Origin of the sequence: Arthrobacter sp. STN4, from assembly GCF_024539665.1 — a bacterium.
Classification (GTDB): Bacteria; Actinomycetota; Actinomycetes; order Actinomycetales; family Micrococcaceae; genus Specibacter.
In genome coordinates this window covers 96,472-110,471 of sequence record NZ_JAKZGX010000012.1, presented here as the reverse complement: position 1 = coordinate 110,471, position 14,000 = coordinate 96,472, and the positions used below count along the sequence as shown (strand labels likewise).

The 14,000-nt window shown below is 62.7% G+C and carries 12 protein-coding genes; 5 read left to right on the top strand and 7 right to left on the bottom strand.

The features are described from left to right. The first annotated feature begins 332 nt into the window (after positions 1–332). Positions 333–1,031, top strand: coding sequence for an alpha/beta fold hydrolase (locus MMF96_RS10865; RefSeq protein ID WP_256883559.1), 699 nt, complete (start codon positions 333–335; stop codon positions 1,029–1,031). Between the two features lie 49 nt (positions 1,032–1,080). Here the strand turns inward: MMF96_RS10865 and tcuA are convergent, their stop codons facing one another. The 3 genes from tcuA to MMF96_RS10850 form a co-directional block, all read right to left on the bottom strand. Continuing rightward, positions 1,081–2,547 carry an FAD-dependent tricarballylate dehydrogenase TcuA gene (tcuA, locus tag MMF96_RS10860; RefSeq protein WP_256883558.1) on the bottom strand — a complete coding sequence of 489 codons (1,467 nt, stop codon included), beginning with the start codon at positions 2,545–2,547 and terminating at the stop codon, positions 1,081–1,083. Between the two features lie 234 nt (positions 2,548–2,781). Beyond that, complete coding sequence (locus MMF96_RS10855; RefSeq protein ID WP_256883557.1) at positions 2,782–3,204, bottom strand: universal stress protein; 423 nt, start codon at positions 3,202–3,204, stop codon at positions 2,782–2,784. A 253-nt stretch (positions 3,205–3,457) separates the two neighbouring features. Continuing rightward, positions 3,458–4,117 (bottom strand): GntR family transcriptional regulator, encoded by a 660-nt coding sequence (locus tag MMF96_RS10850; RefSeq protein WP_256883556.1) that lies wholly within the window; start codon positions 4,115–4,117, stop codon positions 3,458–3,460. A gap of 386 nt (positions 4,118–4,503) precedes the next feature. Here MMF96_RS10850 and MMF96_RS10845 point away from each other — a divergent pair, with 386 nt between their 5' ends. Genes MMF96_RS10845 through MMF96_RS10830 form a run of 4 tightly spaced genes read left to right on the top strand, consistent with a single transcriptional unit; the run spans position 4,504 to position 9,654 of the window. Next, complete coding sequence (locus MMF96_RS10845; RefSeq protein WP_176616233.1) at positions 4,504–5,577, top strand: PrpF domain-containing protein; 1,074 nt, start codon at positions 4,504–4,506, stop codon at positions 5,575–5,577. Positions 5,578–5,610: 33 nt separating this feature from the next. Next, the gene (locus tag MMF96_RS10840) at positions 5,611–6,708 is read left to right on the top strand and encodes an ABC transporter ATP-binding protein (protein WP_176616176.1); all 1,098 of its coding nucleotides are present in this window, start codon (positions 5,611–5,613) and stop codon (positions 6,706–6,708) included. Beyond that, on the top strand, positions 6,705–8,525 hold the full coding sequence (locus MMF96_RS10835) for an iron ABC transporter permease (protein WP_256883555.1): 1,821 nt from the start codon (positions 6,705–6,707) through the stop codon (positions 8,523–8,525). Before MMF96_RS10840 ends, MMF96_RS10835 begins: the two co-directional genes overlap by 4 nt. Before the next feature lie 13 nt (positions 8,526–8,538). After that, a complete protein-coding gene (locus tag MMF96_RS10830) occupies positions 8,539–9,654 on the top strand; it encodes an ABC transporter substrate-binding protein (protein ID WP_256883554.1) in 1,116 nt (371 codons plus the stop codon). 434 nt (positions 9,655–10,088) lie between these two features. Here MMF96_RS10830 and MMF96_RS10825 read toward each other — a convergent pair whose 3' ends face one another. From MMF96_RS10825 to MMF96_RS10810, 4 genes are read right to left on the bottom strand one after another with little or no spacing between them, the layout of a single operon-like run. Further along, on the bottom strand, positions 10,089–11,567 hold the full coding sequence (locus tag MMF96_RS10825; protein WP_256883553.1) for a family 20 glycosylhydrolase: 1,479 nt from the start codon (positions 11,565–11,567) through the stop codon (positions 10,089–10,091). Positions 11,568–11,627: 60 nt separating this feature from the next. Beyond that, the gene (locus MMF96_RS10820; protein WP_176616180.1) at positions 11,628–11,948 is read right to left on the bottom strand and encodes a hypothetical protein; all 321 of its coding nucleotides are present in this window, start codon (positions 11,946–11,948) and stop codon (positions 11,628–11,630) included. A 12-nt stretch (positions 11,949–11,960) separates the two neighbouring features. Next, on the bottom strand, positions 11,961–12,551 hold the full coding sequence (locus MMF96_RS10815) for a cysteine hydrolase family protein (protein ID WP_256883552.1): 591 nt from the start codon (positions 12,549–12,551) through the stop codon (positions 11,961–11,963). Next, entirely contained in the window at positions 12,548–13,993 is a 1,446-nt protein-coding gene (locus MMF96_RS10810) for a cytosine permease (protein WP_256883551.1), read from the bottom strand. The genes MMF96_RS10815 and MMF96_RS10810 overlap by 4 nt, the downstream gene beginning before the upstream one ends. Positions 13,994–14,000 lie beyond the last annotated feature (7 nt).

Below are 14,000 nucleotides of genomic sequence, written 5' to 3'. Positions count from 1 at the left end.
CGCCTATCGACTCCCGGTGACAACACCCCCCGGATCATTGATGACTGGGGGCTTCAATCATGCCGGGACCGACAGGCCAACAACCCCAATTCTTACTCGTTTAAGGGGCTACTAAAAAGGTAACGGGGATCGTCCGGGTCAGGATGTCTTCGCGCAAACGGCTGTACACGGATTACTTCAACACGGCTGTGAACCACCACCGGCCATGCGGGTATCGACAGACCTGGATAGTCCAAACATGACGATCTCTCCGACTTTTTGTTGAGGGACGCATTGCACCCGTATGTGCCTGGTGCCGAACCAACGATCCAGCAGCGAATATCTGTATACAGGTGTATTTTATCCTGTGTGCACGCTTTTGGCCGCCCGGTGAACTGACACAGGTTGGGGCAGAGTGCCGGTCCTTCGATCTTCCGGGGCACGGTGCTGACGGGACCCCGCGCGGAACGGTCACCGCAGCCACCTACATACGCGCCGTCGTCGAACAGCTTGAGCGGCTCCGTTCACCGGTGGTCCTGGTAGGCCACAGCATGGCGGGATATCCGATATCGATGGCCGCGCAGCAGCGCCCGGAGCAGGTCCGGCATCTGGTCTACTTCAGCGCCCAGGCCCGTCCCGCGGGACAGACCTGGGCGCAAACGTTGGACCCGGAGACCCGCTCGACTTATGAAGCCCTCGCCGCCGCCAGCGGCGACGGCAGCTCCACAGTGCCAGAGGGGATAGTGAACTCCCGATGGCTGTCATCCCTGCATCCGGAAAGCAGGCTGGCACAATCGATTCGCTCCCGGCTGACGCCCCAGCCCCTCGCTCCCCTCTTTGAGCCGGCTGCGCCTTCCGGAGACCTCTCGCATATCCCCACCACTTACGTGTGGCCCACCGGGGACAGACAAAACACGGAACTGCGTATGCGCTCGTCATTGTCCAACCTGCCCCAGGGAACAAGGCTGGTGAAGATCAGCGGGGACCATTGCGCCATGCTCACAAATCCGAAAGAGTCCGCGCTGGCTCTTCAGGAAATCATGGACCAATGACGGCCCCTGCCAGACCATTGTCAGCAGGACTTCCATTCGGGGGCGTGCCTCAGGCGATGGCTCCGGCCCTTCTGCCGAAGACAGCACCCGCCGCCAGCCCGCTTCCCCCGGGGTAATTGCCGCTGAACAGGCCGCCGAGGGCCTCGCCGCAGGCAAAAAGCCCAGGCAACGGGGCCCCGTCTTCACCAAGGACACGGCCATGGGTATCGGTCTTCAATCCGCCGAACGTAAAGGTCACGCCACAGGTGACGGGGAACGCGTAATACGGTCCCGACTCGATGGCGAGGGCCCAGTTGCTCTTCGGCGGAGTGACATCCGAAAGCCGCTGGTCCTTAATGTTCGGGTCAAAAACCTTCGATTCATCGATTGCCGCATTGAATTCCTTGACGGTTTTCTCCAACGCCTCCGGCTCAATTCCGGTCTGGATGGCCAGCTCGGAAATGGTGTCCGCGGACACCACCGAAACGCCCGGCATGTCGTATTCCTCGCTCCGCAGCATGGGACGGGTTGAGGAGTCAAAGATCTGGAACGCCACGGATCCCGGCTGTTGCAGGATGTCCCGGCCGTACCGCGCATAGGTGTAGTTACGGAAGTCGGCACCCTCATCGACGAAGCGCTCGCCCAACCGGTTGACGACGATTCCCAACGGATACCCGCCACGGGTCAGCTGATTCGTCAGCTCAAAGTTGCTTTCATTTTCCGGATGGCCGGCGTCCCAGGCAACGCTGTGGCATGTCGCCCAGTCTCCACCCTTGGTTGCACCGGTTTCCAGCGCGGACACGATCATTTCTCCTGTATTGCCCTGGGTTCCCCGCACCTTCGCGTTCTGCCACCCTTCCCCGAGATGCCGACGGCGCATCTCGGCGTTGGCTTCAAAGCCTCCCGAGGCGATAATGACCGATTCGGCGCGCATGGTTCCAGATTGGCCGTCGGCGGTCTCGAAGCTTACGCCCTCGATGCGGTCTGCGTTGGTGACAAGGCCTGTTACCGCATGGCCATACAGTACCGTCACGCCGGCCCGTTCGGCTGCCGCCCGATGGTCGGCCATCAGTCCCTTGCCGCCTCCAACGTTTCCGACATGCAGCCCGCCCCAGAAGAGGTAGGAACCGTCAGGCTGGGTGTACGCCTGGCGTTCATACATGAGCCGGTACTTCAGGCCATGCCCGTGAAGCCATCGCAGCGCAGCCTGGCTCTCTTCCACCAGGACCTGTGACAGTTCAGCGTCGTTTCGGCCTTCTGAGACCTTTTCCAGGTCTGAGAGGTAATCGCCGGGCGCGTACGGAGGAACGACGGTGACCGCGTGCCGCTCATCGGGTTCGATAACATCCAGGAGGTCATCCAGGCCATCGTGGGGAATCCGGGTGGCCCCCGCAGTGTAATAGCTGTTGCCCCCCGAAAGGTCTTCCTCGGCCTTCTCAAGCAGCACCACCGACCTGCCCCGCTCCGCGGCGGCCAGGGCGGCCGCGAAACCGGCATTCCCTCCTCCAACAACAACAACTTGCGCAACGTCCTGCATTTTTGGCTCCATTCATCATGGCGGATTCTGCTATATACAACTGTATACAATCGTCGACAGACTTGTCCATAGAGTTGCGACGCGTTTCACTCGCGCCGGGCCGGCGCCCCATTCAGGGACCGCCGGCCGTAACCGCCCTTCCCAGGCCAGCGCGGTCGGATGCCGGGAGCTCCTGTTGGAGGCTCCGGCCTTTACGGCCCGGGAACCCGGCAAATCCGGCGCGGCAGCGGGAGGCTAATCGGTCTTGACGATGTAGACATCGCAGGGAGAGTTGTGCGCAACGTTGTTGGCAACGCTGCCCAGGACGCGGGCCAGCCCCTGCATCCGACGGTTGCCGACCACAATCATGGCCGCGCCGAGGCGTTCAGCTTCGTTGAGCAGGACCTCGTGCGGCTTACCCAGTGCAGCCGTGTATGTGGCCCGCACCCCCTTGGCACTTAACTGCCCGGCCACCCGCTGCGCCACTTTCTTCGCTTCCGCAGCGTTGGAGATGGTCCATTCCTCCCCCGCAATTTCAACGATCTCGCTTTTGTCGTTCCCGTAGGCTGTCACAACGGTCAGCGTTGCCCCTGTACCCGCGGCCAAGTCCGCGGCAGTGCGCGCGGCCTTTAACGCCGTCTCGCTTCCGTCCACTCCGACGATGATAATCCCGGACATGTGCACTCTCCTTTTGGTGTTTGATCCTGCAATGGTGCCCTGGCTGCTGCCGGCAGCCCCATGCCACGGCATGGTGGCTCTACGGCATTGTCTTCAGGGATGGTTGGCTGGCTGCAGCCCAGCCAGCGGGGCGGCCACGTGGCGTAGTCGGTGGTCCCAGTGACCACCATTCAAACCGCCCCGCCGCTGGCGTCGTTCACACCCCTGCCGTCGGCAGGGGTGTGAAATGCTCTTCGCGCGTCTTGGCGAAGCATTAGGACGGAGCTATCTCCTGGGCATCGATGTACATCTCGATGCGAATGTTTTTCGCCTCTTCCATGTGGACACTGGCGATCTTTCCTGCACTCTCTGCGTCGCGGTCCCGGATCGCGGAAACAAGTTCCTCATGTTCCTTCAGGACCTGGCTCCACCGCTCCGGCGTCGAGAGGGTGGTTCCCGGATAGCGGATGAAGTGCACCAGAATCCGGTCCAGGAGGTCCACAAGTGCCGCACTGTGGCTGGCGGCCCATACCCGCTCATGGAATGTCCGGTTGGCGGCGGCCATCTGCGCCGCACTCGCTTCCTCAAACTTGATATCCAGCATGCTCTGGTGGGCACGTTCAATAAGCATCAGATCCATGTCGGTATGGCGCAATGCCGCCGTTTTCGCAGCCGCCTCCTCCAGGAAGGATCGCACTTCATACAGATCCAGCATTTCTTCGGGCCTGTACTCGCGAACCTGCATACGGGAACCGTAGCGTTCCACCAGCCCCTCCGTCTCCAGTCGGCGCAGGGCCTCACGGATCGGGGTGCGGGACACATTGTATTTTTTAGCCAAGGCATTCTCCACCAGTTGCGCACGGGGCGGAAACTCCTGGGCAATGATCGCATTACGGATCATCAGATACGGGCTCATCAACGCCGGTGACGACACGGAGTCCTCCAAATAAGGGTCTACGACAGGCAGCGGACAACGATGGCGGCGACAGCCGCCGCCATACCTTCTGCCTACATTCTACCACCTGTATACATTTTGGGGCTACTGTCTGCAATCGGCAATCCGGCCGGAACAGCGCGGGAGGAACCGTCCCGTCCGATGTCCGGCTCCCCCAAATCCGCCACTTTGGATAGTGATTGTTGTCACGGCAGTGATTTCGGTATACATTTTATCCAGATCACATACAACAACTCCCAGTCTGCACTTTTTTGAAGTACTTGATCGACTAGAAAGACTGGGCGGTACGCCAACCGATTGAATGGCATATAGGAGAATCAACGGTGCTTCACGCAGGACTCGACCCCGACCCGGATGTCCATCGGATGCCGCACTCCATATCGGCTGTCCCGGCCACGCTGGTCCGCGGAGGTACCAGCAAGTGCTGGATCTTCCGTGAAAGCGACCTCCCCCAGGACACCGGGGAAGTGGAACGGCTGCTCATCCGCATGTTCGGTTCGCCGGATGTCAGGCAGATTGACGGCGTGGGAGGTGCATCGTCCACCACGAGCAAGGCGATCGTCGTCGACGACCGTGGCATGAACGTCGGGGCGGTTAAATACCGGTTCGCCCAAGTTGCCATTGACCGGCCGGCGGTCGAATGGGACAGCAACTGCGGGAACTGCGCCACGGGGTTGGGCCTGTACGCCTTGCACGCCGGACTTGTTGAGCCCGGCGAAGGCACAACACGGATTCCCATTACGAACACCATTACCGGGCTCAACCTCACGTGTGAGGTTCCTACGCCTGGTGGGCTCGTGCCCGCCTATGGTGACCGCCGGCTGGACGGCCAATATTATCCCGGCGTCCCGGTGGACATCATTTTCGAACAGGGCAGCTGGTCGACCTTCGGTGTTGAATTCCCGACCGGGAACCCGGTTGATGAGATCACCGTGGGCGGCGCCACCTACCGCGTGACGCTGATAGATGCGGGGGCCCCCGCCGCACTTTTCGATGCCGCTGACTTCGGTGTTTCCGGACAGGAAGGCGCCGGCCAGCTACAGGGCCTGGTTGAACTCGCGCCTGAGCTTCGAGCGGCGGCGGCGAAACTGATGAGTATCCCCAATGACCTCACCTCGATCCCCAAGGTCGGTATCGTCGGCTCACCGCCACCTGGTGAAGAAGGCGTGTCGGCCAGGATGATCTCCATGGGCGCCTTGCACCCGGCCATCGGCCTGACCAGTGCCGTGGCAGTGGCCGTGGCCGCCGGCAGGGAAGGCACGGTCGTCAACCGTTACACCGTAAAATCTGCGGAGACGGCGGCCGGAACGCCAATGACGATCCATATGCTTAAGGGCGCCACCGGATTCTCGCTCGACGCCTCCATGCCGACGCAGATCACTTTTCAAAGGTCAGCCCGTGTTATCAGCGAAGGGACCGTCCTTGTCCCGGGGGACTGAATGGACCGGTCGTCTCAATCCTAAGGAACTGTTATGAAAATAAGCATCCAGAATCTTCAACTAAAGTATGGCGATTTCACTGCCATAGAAAATCTCAACCTCGACGTCGGGGATGGTGAAGCACTGGTGCTGCTCGGCCAGTCCGGCTGCGGCAAGACGAGCACCATGCGCTGCCTGGCAGGGCTGGAAGAGCCGAGCGCGGGACGAATCATTATCGACGACGTGGTGGTATTCGACTCCGAAAAGGGCATCAACCTGCCGCCCAACAAGCGCAATGTGGGAATGGTGTTCCAGTCCTATGCGGTGTGGCCCCACATGACCGTCTTCCAAAACGTTGCATATTCGCTCCGGATGCAAAAGATCTCGAAAAAGGAGATTCAGGACCGGGTCATGGAAGTGCTGACGATGGTCGGGCTGGAGAAATTTGCACCCCGCGGTGCAAGCCTGCTCAGCGGCGGGCAGATGCAGCGCGTTGCCCTGGCCCGCAGCCTGGTCATGCGCCCCAGTGTCTTGATGCTCGATGAGCCGTTGTCCAACCTTGATGCCCGCCTCCGCGATCGTCTCCGGGTGGAACTGCGCGAAATCCAGCTCCGGCTCGGCCTCACCTGTGTCTACGTCACCCATGACCAGCACGAGGCCTTCGCTCTCGCGGACCGCATTGCCCTCCTCCAGAGCGGGCGAATCGTGCAGATCGGCGCGCCCCGGGAGATGTATGAAACCCCGGCCAGCGCATCCATCGCCCACTTTCTCGGAGTATCGAACGTGATGGACTGCGACAAGGTGGAGGTGGAAGACAGCTTGGCTGCAGCGAACATCGCAGGGCACAACGTCAAGGTCCGGTCCTCCCAGTCTGTGCCGTCCAACGTGGCTGACATGAGGCTGTGCATCCGCGCCGAAGATCTCCAGGTCACGGCCCGCCCCCAGGAATCATTGAATTCATGGAAGGGAACGGTTCGCGTTGCCGGCTTCCAGGGAAACGACATCCGCTACGCCGTGGAACTGGAGGGCGGCCTGGAACTGGATGCCCTCGGCACCATCAAGCGCGGCGAACAGCACGACGTCGGAGACACAGTCTGGGTGACTGTCGATCCCAACGAGGTTCAGCTCCTCCCGGCTGAGGTGTACGCATGAGCCTCAAAGCCCCCTCCCCCGTTGACACCGGCTTCACCAGGGACCTGCGTGTTCCGGTGAGGAAGCCGTTCCCTCGCCGGATCCGTACGCTGGCAAGCTTCAGGAAGAGTTGGCCCACAACGCTGATCATTGTCATCCTGGCGATACTGGTGGTGCTCCCGTTGGCCCTTGTCCTGCTGGCCGCCTTCTCCAGCTCGGTGCCCCGGCCCGGGAATATCTCCCTGGGCAACCTCACCTTGGACAACCTGGCATTCCTTGGCAGTCCCGAGGCCCTCGGTGCACTTGGCAACTCGCTCATCGTGGGCGCCGGCTCGGCGGTTATCGCCCTGGTCATCGGGGCGTTCCTTGCCTTCATCTGCGCCCGCTCCGATGCCCCCATGCGCCGGTTCATCTTCTTTATCGGCATGGCTCCAATGTTCATCCCGGCACTCGTCGGCGCGCTGGCCTGGTCCCTCCTGTCGTCCCCAAGCGCCGGATATATAAACATCCTGCTCAGGGATTTGGGCCTGGATTTCGTCATCAATATCTACAGCCTGCCGGGACTCATTTTTGTGCTGGGAATCTTTTACGCGCCCTACGCCTTCCTGCTCATGCACAGTTCGCTATCCATGATGAACGCCGACCTTGAAGAAGCAGCAACCGTCCACGGCGCACCGATGCGGACCATGCTCCGCACCGTCACGCTGCCGCTGGCGCTCCCGGCGCTGCTGGGATCCGCAGTCCTGGTGTTCGCCCTGACCATGGAAAACTTCCCCGTGGCACAGGTCATTGGAAACCCCGGCGGCGTCGACACGCTTCCGACGTATATTTACCGGCTGATGAGCGCCACCCCCGCCAAGAGCAACCAGGCCGCCAGCATCGCCGTCGTCCTCACCGTCGCCCTGCTGGTGATCACCGTGGTACAGCAACGAATCATCAACAAGCGCAAATTCACGACCGTGACGGGCAAGGGAAACCGGCCCCGGCAGGTACCTTTGCGGAGCCTGCGCTGGCCCTTTACGATTCTCGCGCTGGCCTACTTCGCCGTCTCCGTGGTCTTGCCGATGCTGGCACTGCTGGCAGCGTCAATGCAGTCAAGTCCCTTCGTCGCATCGATCTCACAGCTCTTCGATTCAGGAGCCCTGACCTTTTCGAAGCTTGGGGAAGTCTTTACGTCCCACGATTTCCAGCTTGCGCTGCGCAACAGCGTCCTCGTGGCCCTCATCGCAGCTGCAGCCGGCACAACGTTGAGCTTCGTTGCTTCCTACATTCGGTACCGCACCAAGGCCAAGGGCGGGGCGGCCATTGAAATGATTGCGATGACCCCGCTTGCGGTCCCAGCCATCGTGATGGGCATCGGCCTGCTGTGGACGTGGCTGTTGCTGCCCCTTCCCGTCTATGGCACCCTGGCCATTTTGGCCATCGCCTGTGTGGCGGTCTTCCTGCCGCAGGGCTACCGCGGCATCTCGGCATCGATGCTTCAGATGGACCAGGATCTGGAGGACAGCGCCGTGATGTTGGGGGCGCGTCGTGCACGGGCCATTGTCTCGGTCACCCTGCCCCTGATGAGGGTCGGCATCACGTCGTCATTCCTGCTTTTCCTCATGCTCTCGATGCGCGAATTGAGTGCCTCCATCTTTTTGTTCACGTCCAATACGCGCATCCTGTCAATCCTTGTCTTCGATGACTTTGACAACGGGCAGAGCCAGGCTGCTGCGGCAGTCAGCGTGCTCTACTGCATCGTTATCGCCGTACTAGCCATCGCCGCCCAGCTCGTTGGCGCGGAACGCAAATCCAAAAAACGCTCACTCAAATCCGAAGTCCACACCAAGAATTGAAGGGATCAAAACCATGAAGCTATCCTCCAAAATCCCCGTAATCGGAACCGGTCTACTACTGGTCATGGGCATGGCCGCCTGCGGCAGTGCCGACGCCAGTTCCAGCGTCGTGACAGGCGCAGCATCCGTCAACACGACCAATGGGCTGGTCATTAACGGTGAAACCATCGCGGACAAGGCCACCTACGACAAGGCCAAGACCGAGACGCTTTCCCTCTACTCCGGTTATACGGAGTCGTCGGAGGCTGCCCTGGTTGCCGCGTTCACCAAGGACACCGGCATCAAGGTCAATGTCGTGCGCCTCACCCCGAACAAACTCAGTGAGCGCGTGCTGTCCGAAAAGGGGGCCGGCAAACTCGGCGCCGACGTCATTCGCACCTCCGATTACCGGATCGCGAAGTCCATGGAAGACGCCGGGGTATGGCAGAACTACGACGTCCCTGGGGCGTCAAAGTTCAAGGACGTCTCCATTGACGGTGGAAAGTTCACCCGCATGTTCGACTCCGTCTACACGCTTGGTTACAACACCCAGCTTGTTAAGGAAGCGGATGCCCCCACGTCCTGGGCTGATGCCGTCAGCGGCAAATGGCAGGGAAAGATCGGCATCGTCCAAGGCGGCTCCGGCGGCAGCACGGCTGCCCTGAACAGGTTCATGGATTCGAAACTCGGACCGGACTATTTCAAGTCCTATGCCGCACAGAAGCCGACCATCTACGACTCGCTGGGCGCAGAGGCAACAGCTCTGGCCCGCGGTGAAGTCGCCGTCGGAACCGTCACCATCAGCGGAACGAACCTCTCTGCGGTGCAAGACAAGGCGCCCGTCAAATTTATCGTTCCCAAGGAGGGCCTGGTCGCCTATGACTATTTCCTGGGCATGACCAGTTCAGCGAAAAACACTGACGCAGCCAAGGTGTTCATGAACTACAACCTCTCCAAGCAGGGACAGAAAGTCTTTGGGCAGCTTGGCGAATACCCCGTCCGCACCGATGTGGCGCCTCCCACCATCATGGGTGTTCAGCTCCCTGCCATTGACTCGGGCAAGGTCTACCGGATGACCAACGCGGATGCCATCAACTTTGGCAAAAGCGATCTTGCCAAGTGGAACCAGGTCTTCGGCTACACCAAATAATTAGACCCCTATCAGCGTTACCGTTGGCCTTCGGCAACCTCCCCGCGAGGCCGAAGGCCAACGGACGTTTAATGGGCCCCATCAGAACCCGGAAGCGGCCGACCGGGGCTGCCTACATGGCCACTTCCCTGACGCCGGCACAAGGGGTTCCGGAGTTCACAAGGTCCCTGCTTCGCGTCCATCGGGGCCTGGGGAACGGCCTGCATTGGCGTTGGGGGCCTGTCCTCGCGGGAGGAATGTCCCCAGCTACGACTGCGCCACGCGTGAGGGCCTCCTCGGCAACATGGCCAAGGCTACGCGCGGCGCACGCGGCGCCCTCAATACAGCCGGTCCCGCTACCCGCTGAACAACTTTGTAGACGGCATGGTGCGTTCCACAGCGAGCGCGGACGACGTCCTTTAGGCCTACAGACAGGACGGCCGCCCGTCCATTGGTCAGTCCAAAAGCTCCCGTCCCGGCCACCTTGCCACCGCTCGGGCCTGTGCAGTGAACTCCTCAAAGGAAAGCCCCGCGACGGCCCCGGCCCACATCTTTTGGGCCAGCACCCCGAAGGCCGGCTTCACCAGGTCGTGGACGGCGCGCTCGTTGTAGGCGAGCAGGACCAGGTCGTTCCAGACGGCCGAGGCCGCGCCCAGCAGCTGTGGGTGCCGCGGTTCCAGGTCCAGGCCGTCGCCAAAGACGTGCGGCTCCCAACTGTCAAACAATGCCCGGGCGTCCAGCCCGTGGCCGTGGTAGTAGTCCGCAAACGGCACAATGTACAGGAGCGCGTCGTCGGTGTTGATGACGCGGTAGCCGTCCGCCACGGCCGCCCGGCCGCTGTACCAGTCCTTGTTCCAGGCGCACACCACCACGTCGCGGCTGTAGCCGTCCGGGCCCGGTGCGCCGGCGCCACCGGACATCACGGTCAGGCTGCCCCACGCCATCGGGTCCTTCCCGAGTGCCCGGACATGGGCGCTGATGGCGTTGAAAAACGTCCGGTATTCCTCCGAGTGTCCGCGGGCGTATTCGTCGGCCCCGAAGTGGACGGCGGGGCCGCGGAACCACGGCACAAACTCGCTGAACACGTCCTTGACCAGCTCGGTGGCCGCCGGCCTGCCCAGGTCCAGCATGTCCGAGTCGCCGCCGTCGAGCCCCATCTCCGGACGCCACCGGGTGAAACTCCTTGCATGCGCCGGCACGTCGATCTCCGGCACCAGCCGCACCTGCCGCAGCGCCGCCTCGTCCTCGAAGGAGTCCCAGTCGGCGCGGCTGTAGGAGCCGTCCTCCGCGGCAAGTCCCGCCAGCCACGGCGAATCCGAGGCCAGCCGGAACGCCTGCTGCGCCGCGGTCCACGGCCGTTGGGTGTTCAAGGTGATCTCATTGTCATTGAGGTGGACCAGGAAAGTGTTCAGCTTGTACCAGCTCATGAACCGGAGCCAGTCCCGCAGCGCCGCCGGATCGGCAAAGCGGCGGCCCACGTCCAGCATGAAGCCGCGCACCGGGTAGTTCGGCCAGTCGACGGCGGTCCCGCCCGGCAGAGTGGTGGAGGCCGAGAGCATCTGCAACAGGCTGCGCGTGCCCCAGTAGACGCCGGCCGCCGTCCGGGCACTGACGCGCACGCCGCCGTCGACCTCCAGCACATACCCTTCGGCAGCTGCAGTGGCATTGTCCGCGGGGAACTCCAGCGCGGGGTCCAGCGCCAGCACGATGGTGCCGGCGCCCGCACCGTCCCCGGCGCTGCCGGAGAGCCCGGCCAGCTCCGCCATGTCCGCCAGCAGTGTGGCGGCCACCTCCGCCAGCTCGGGCGGATGCACGACGACGAATCCCTCCCCGAGGCGGGCGGTCCCCTCCCCCGGGGTCCAATGCTGGAGGGAGGGGATGACCGTCGGGGCAGCGGCCAGGTGGGCGTCGGCACCGGGCACGGGGAGGTGCATGGGGGAACCTTTCCAGGATGGCTGCGGTTGAAGTGAGACTACCGGCTTCGCCGCCGGCGACTACCCATGGGCTTTCCCGTCGTCAAATTCCAGGTGGGCCTGCAGGCAGCCGTTGCCGTCGACCCACCCCTTTGACGTGGCGTAGTCAACCATGGAAGCCAGTTCCGCCTCCCACGCCGGCGTCGCCGCGTCCCCTGCCAGCCCACGCAGGCCGGCCGGCCGAAGGAAGGCGTGGCCGCCGTCGACAGTGCCAAGCTGGGCAGCCTGCAGGGCTTGCGCGAGCTGTCCCCCGTCCAGTCCGCCGGTAACCTCAACATGGAGGCGCTTGGTGTCATCCGGGTTGAGCAGCCTGACTCCGGCCGGCGTCACTTCAACAATCATTTCTTCCTTCTTTCAGGGCTGCAGGGCGGGCGCGGAAATTTCCGGGGACACGCCCAGCAATTCCGTGCTGGTGACCACGGTACACAGGGGCGCCAGCAGTTGCAGCAGCGCCAGCGTCTGGGCCTGCGCCTCATCGCTGACCGCCGCGCAGGCGTCGGAGACCACCGTAACGAACCGTCCGGCGTCGACGGCGCCCAGGGCCGTTGAGAGGATGCAGCAGTCCGTGGCCACACCTGTCAGGATCATTTCCGAACCTACGGGGATGAGCTCTTCAAGCTCGGGTCCCCACTTGGAAAATGTCCCCTTCGAAACAATGGCGGCGCCGGCCGGCGGGGCCATTGTGATGTCCCAGAGGCTGTGCGCGCCGGGCAGGCGCATCTCATGCCAGCGGTCGTAGTAGCTGCTCCAGGCGCCGGGCTCCCGGGGGTCGGCCACGAACATCGTGAAAACCGCCGGCCCCTCCAGACATTTGTCCAGCGCCTCGATGACCGGCACGATCTCGTCATACCGCGGCACGTACCACTGGCTGCCTTTGTCACGGAAGCAGTGCTGCATGTCGACCGCGACGAGCGTCCTGCGGCGGACAGGGACCCCGGCGCTCACCGCCCCGCCCGCTGGGCCGCAGGAGCTGGCTGCGCGGCCATGACATCGGCAACTGGATGCCGGAGCCCGGACAGGGGGCGCAGCCTGTAGGTGGCAAAGTACACGACCGCCGCAACGGCCGCGGCCACGAACATGCTCAGGTCCCCCGCATCGGGGATGGCTGCGGCCACCGGCCCCGTGAACAGGGAGGAGACCCAGAAGGGAACCGAGCCAAGCACGCCGGCGGCCCAGGCCACGAAGCCCCACTCAAACTTGCGCGACTTGTCGAACAGCTCGGCCATGCCCTGCTTCGACTGGCGGCCGCCGAGGTAGTAGTCGCAGATCAGGACGGTTGCGAACGGTGCAATGAAGTAGGCCGTCAGGTTGAGGAAGACGGAGAAGCCCTCGTAGATTCCGTTTTGGCCCCACAGGGCAACCAGGTAGGAGGCCACGCAGATGAACACGACGCCGGTGGTCCGTTTGACTGGCACCCCCATGGTCTGGATTGATATGGCGCCGCCGTAGACGTTAAGGAAGTTCTGCGAGAAGGAGGAAAGTGCAATGGCCAGCAGTCCCGGAACAGCCCAAGGTCCCATGAGCTGGTTCAGCGCCGTGATCGGGTCGGTGGTGGTTGCGGTGCCGGCCAGCACGACGCCGACGATCCCCATCCAGGCGATGGTCACGAAGTTCCCGAGCATGGTGAAGATGCCGGTGCCGCGGCGCACGGACCCCGTGTCCGGCAGGTAGCGGGAGTAGTCCGAGGCGAATGGCAGCCAGGCCACCAGGAATGCCAGGAAGTAGCCAAAGAAGGTGACCCAGCTGCCGGCGCCGATGAATCCTTCAGCGTGCGGGTTGCCTGTCAAGGTGACGCCGCCGCGGGAAACCGTGACGATGGTGATCAGCAGGAAGCCGAAGAACAGCACGATCGCCAGGATCCGCTGCAGGAAGTGGATGAGGTTGTAGCCGATGACGGCAACGAGGAGCTGCAGCAGCATCAGGCCCAAGGCGGCGAGCCAGAACGGCAAATGCGTCAGCTCGTGCAGCGCCTTGCCGCCGAGAATGACGGTGACCGCCGCCCAGCCGACGCCGGCAAAGACGTTGACGTAGGCCACGGGGAACAGGTTGCCGATGAAGCCAAGAGGTCCGCGGGCCTGCATCTGCTGGGGAACGCCGAGCCGGACGCCCATGCGGGACATCAGGCCCATGATGGTGGAACCAATAAGGGCGCCGGCGAGGATTGCCACGACCGCTTGCGCCATGGACAGGCCAAAGTAGGCCGCACTGAAGCCCAGGACGATGATGGGGAAGTTCATGCCGGCGGCAAACCAGATGAAGAACTGGGAGCTGGGCTTGCCGTGCCGTTCCACGTCGGGGATGTGTTCCACGCCGTAGGGTTCAATCTTGGTCAGGCTGTCCCGGTAACCCCGGTCAGCGGCAACACTTGACTCACTGTTTTGCGACATGTCTGCC

Coding starts and splice junctions, on each gene's coding strand:
- MMF96_RS10825 (WP_256883553.1), bottom strand. CDS start 11,567: ATGCACCTCCCCGTGCCCGGTGCCGACGCCCACCTGGCCGCTGCCCCG.
- MMF96_RS10855 (WP_256883557.1), bottom strand. CDS start 3,204: ATGTCCGGGATTATCATCGTCGGAGTGGACGGAAGCGAGACGGCGTTA.
- MMF96_RS10810 (WP_256883551.1), bottom strand. CDS start 13,993: ATGTCGCAAAACAGTGAGTCAAGTGTTGCCGCTGACCGGGGTTACCGG.
- MMF96_RS10830 (WP_256883554.1), top strand. CDS start 8,539: ATGAAGCTATCCTCCAAAATCCCCGTAATCGGAACCGGTCTACTACTG.
- MMF96_RS10845 (WP_176616233.1), top strand. CDS start 4,504: ATGCCGCACTCCATATCGGCTGTCCCGGCCACGCTGGTCCGCGGAGGT.
- MMF96_RS10840 (WP_176616176.1), top strand. CDS start 5,611: ATGAAAATAAGCATCCAGAATCTTCAACTAAAGTATGGCGATTTCACT.
- MMF96_RS10835 (WP_256883555.1), top strand. CDS start 6,705: ATGAGCCTCAAAGCCCCCTCCCCCGTTGACACCGGCTTCACCAGGGAC.
- tcuA (WP_256883558.1), bottom strand. CDS start 2,547: ATGCAGGACGTTGCGCAAGTTGTTGTTGTTGGAGGAGGGAATGCCGGT.
- MMF96_RS10820 (WP_176616180.1), bottom strand. CDS start 11,948: ATGATTGTTGAAGTGACGCCGGCCGGAGTCAGGCTGCTCAACCCGGAT.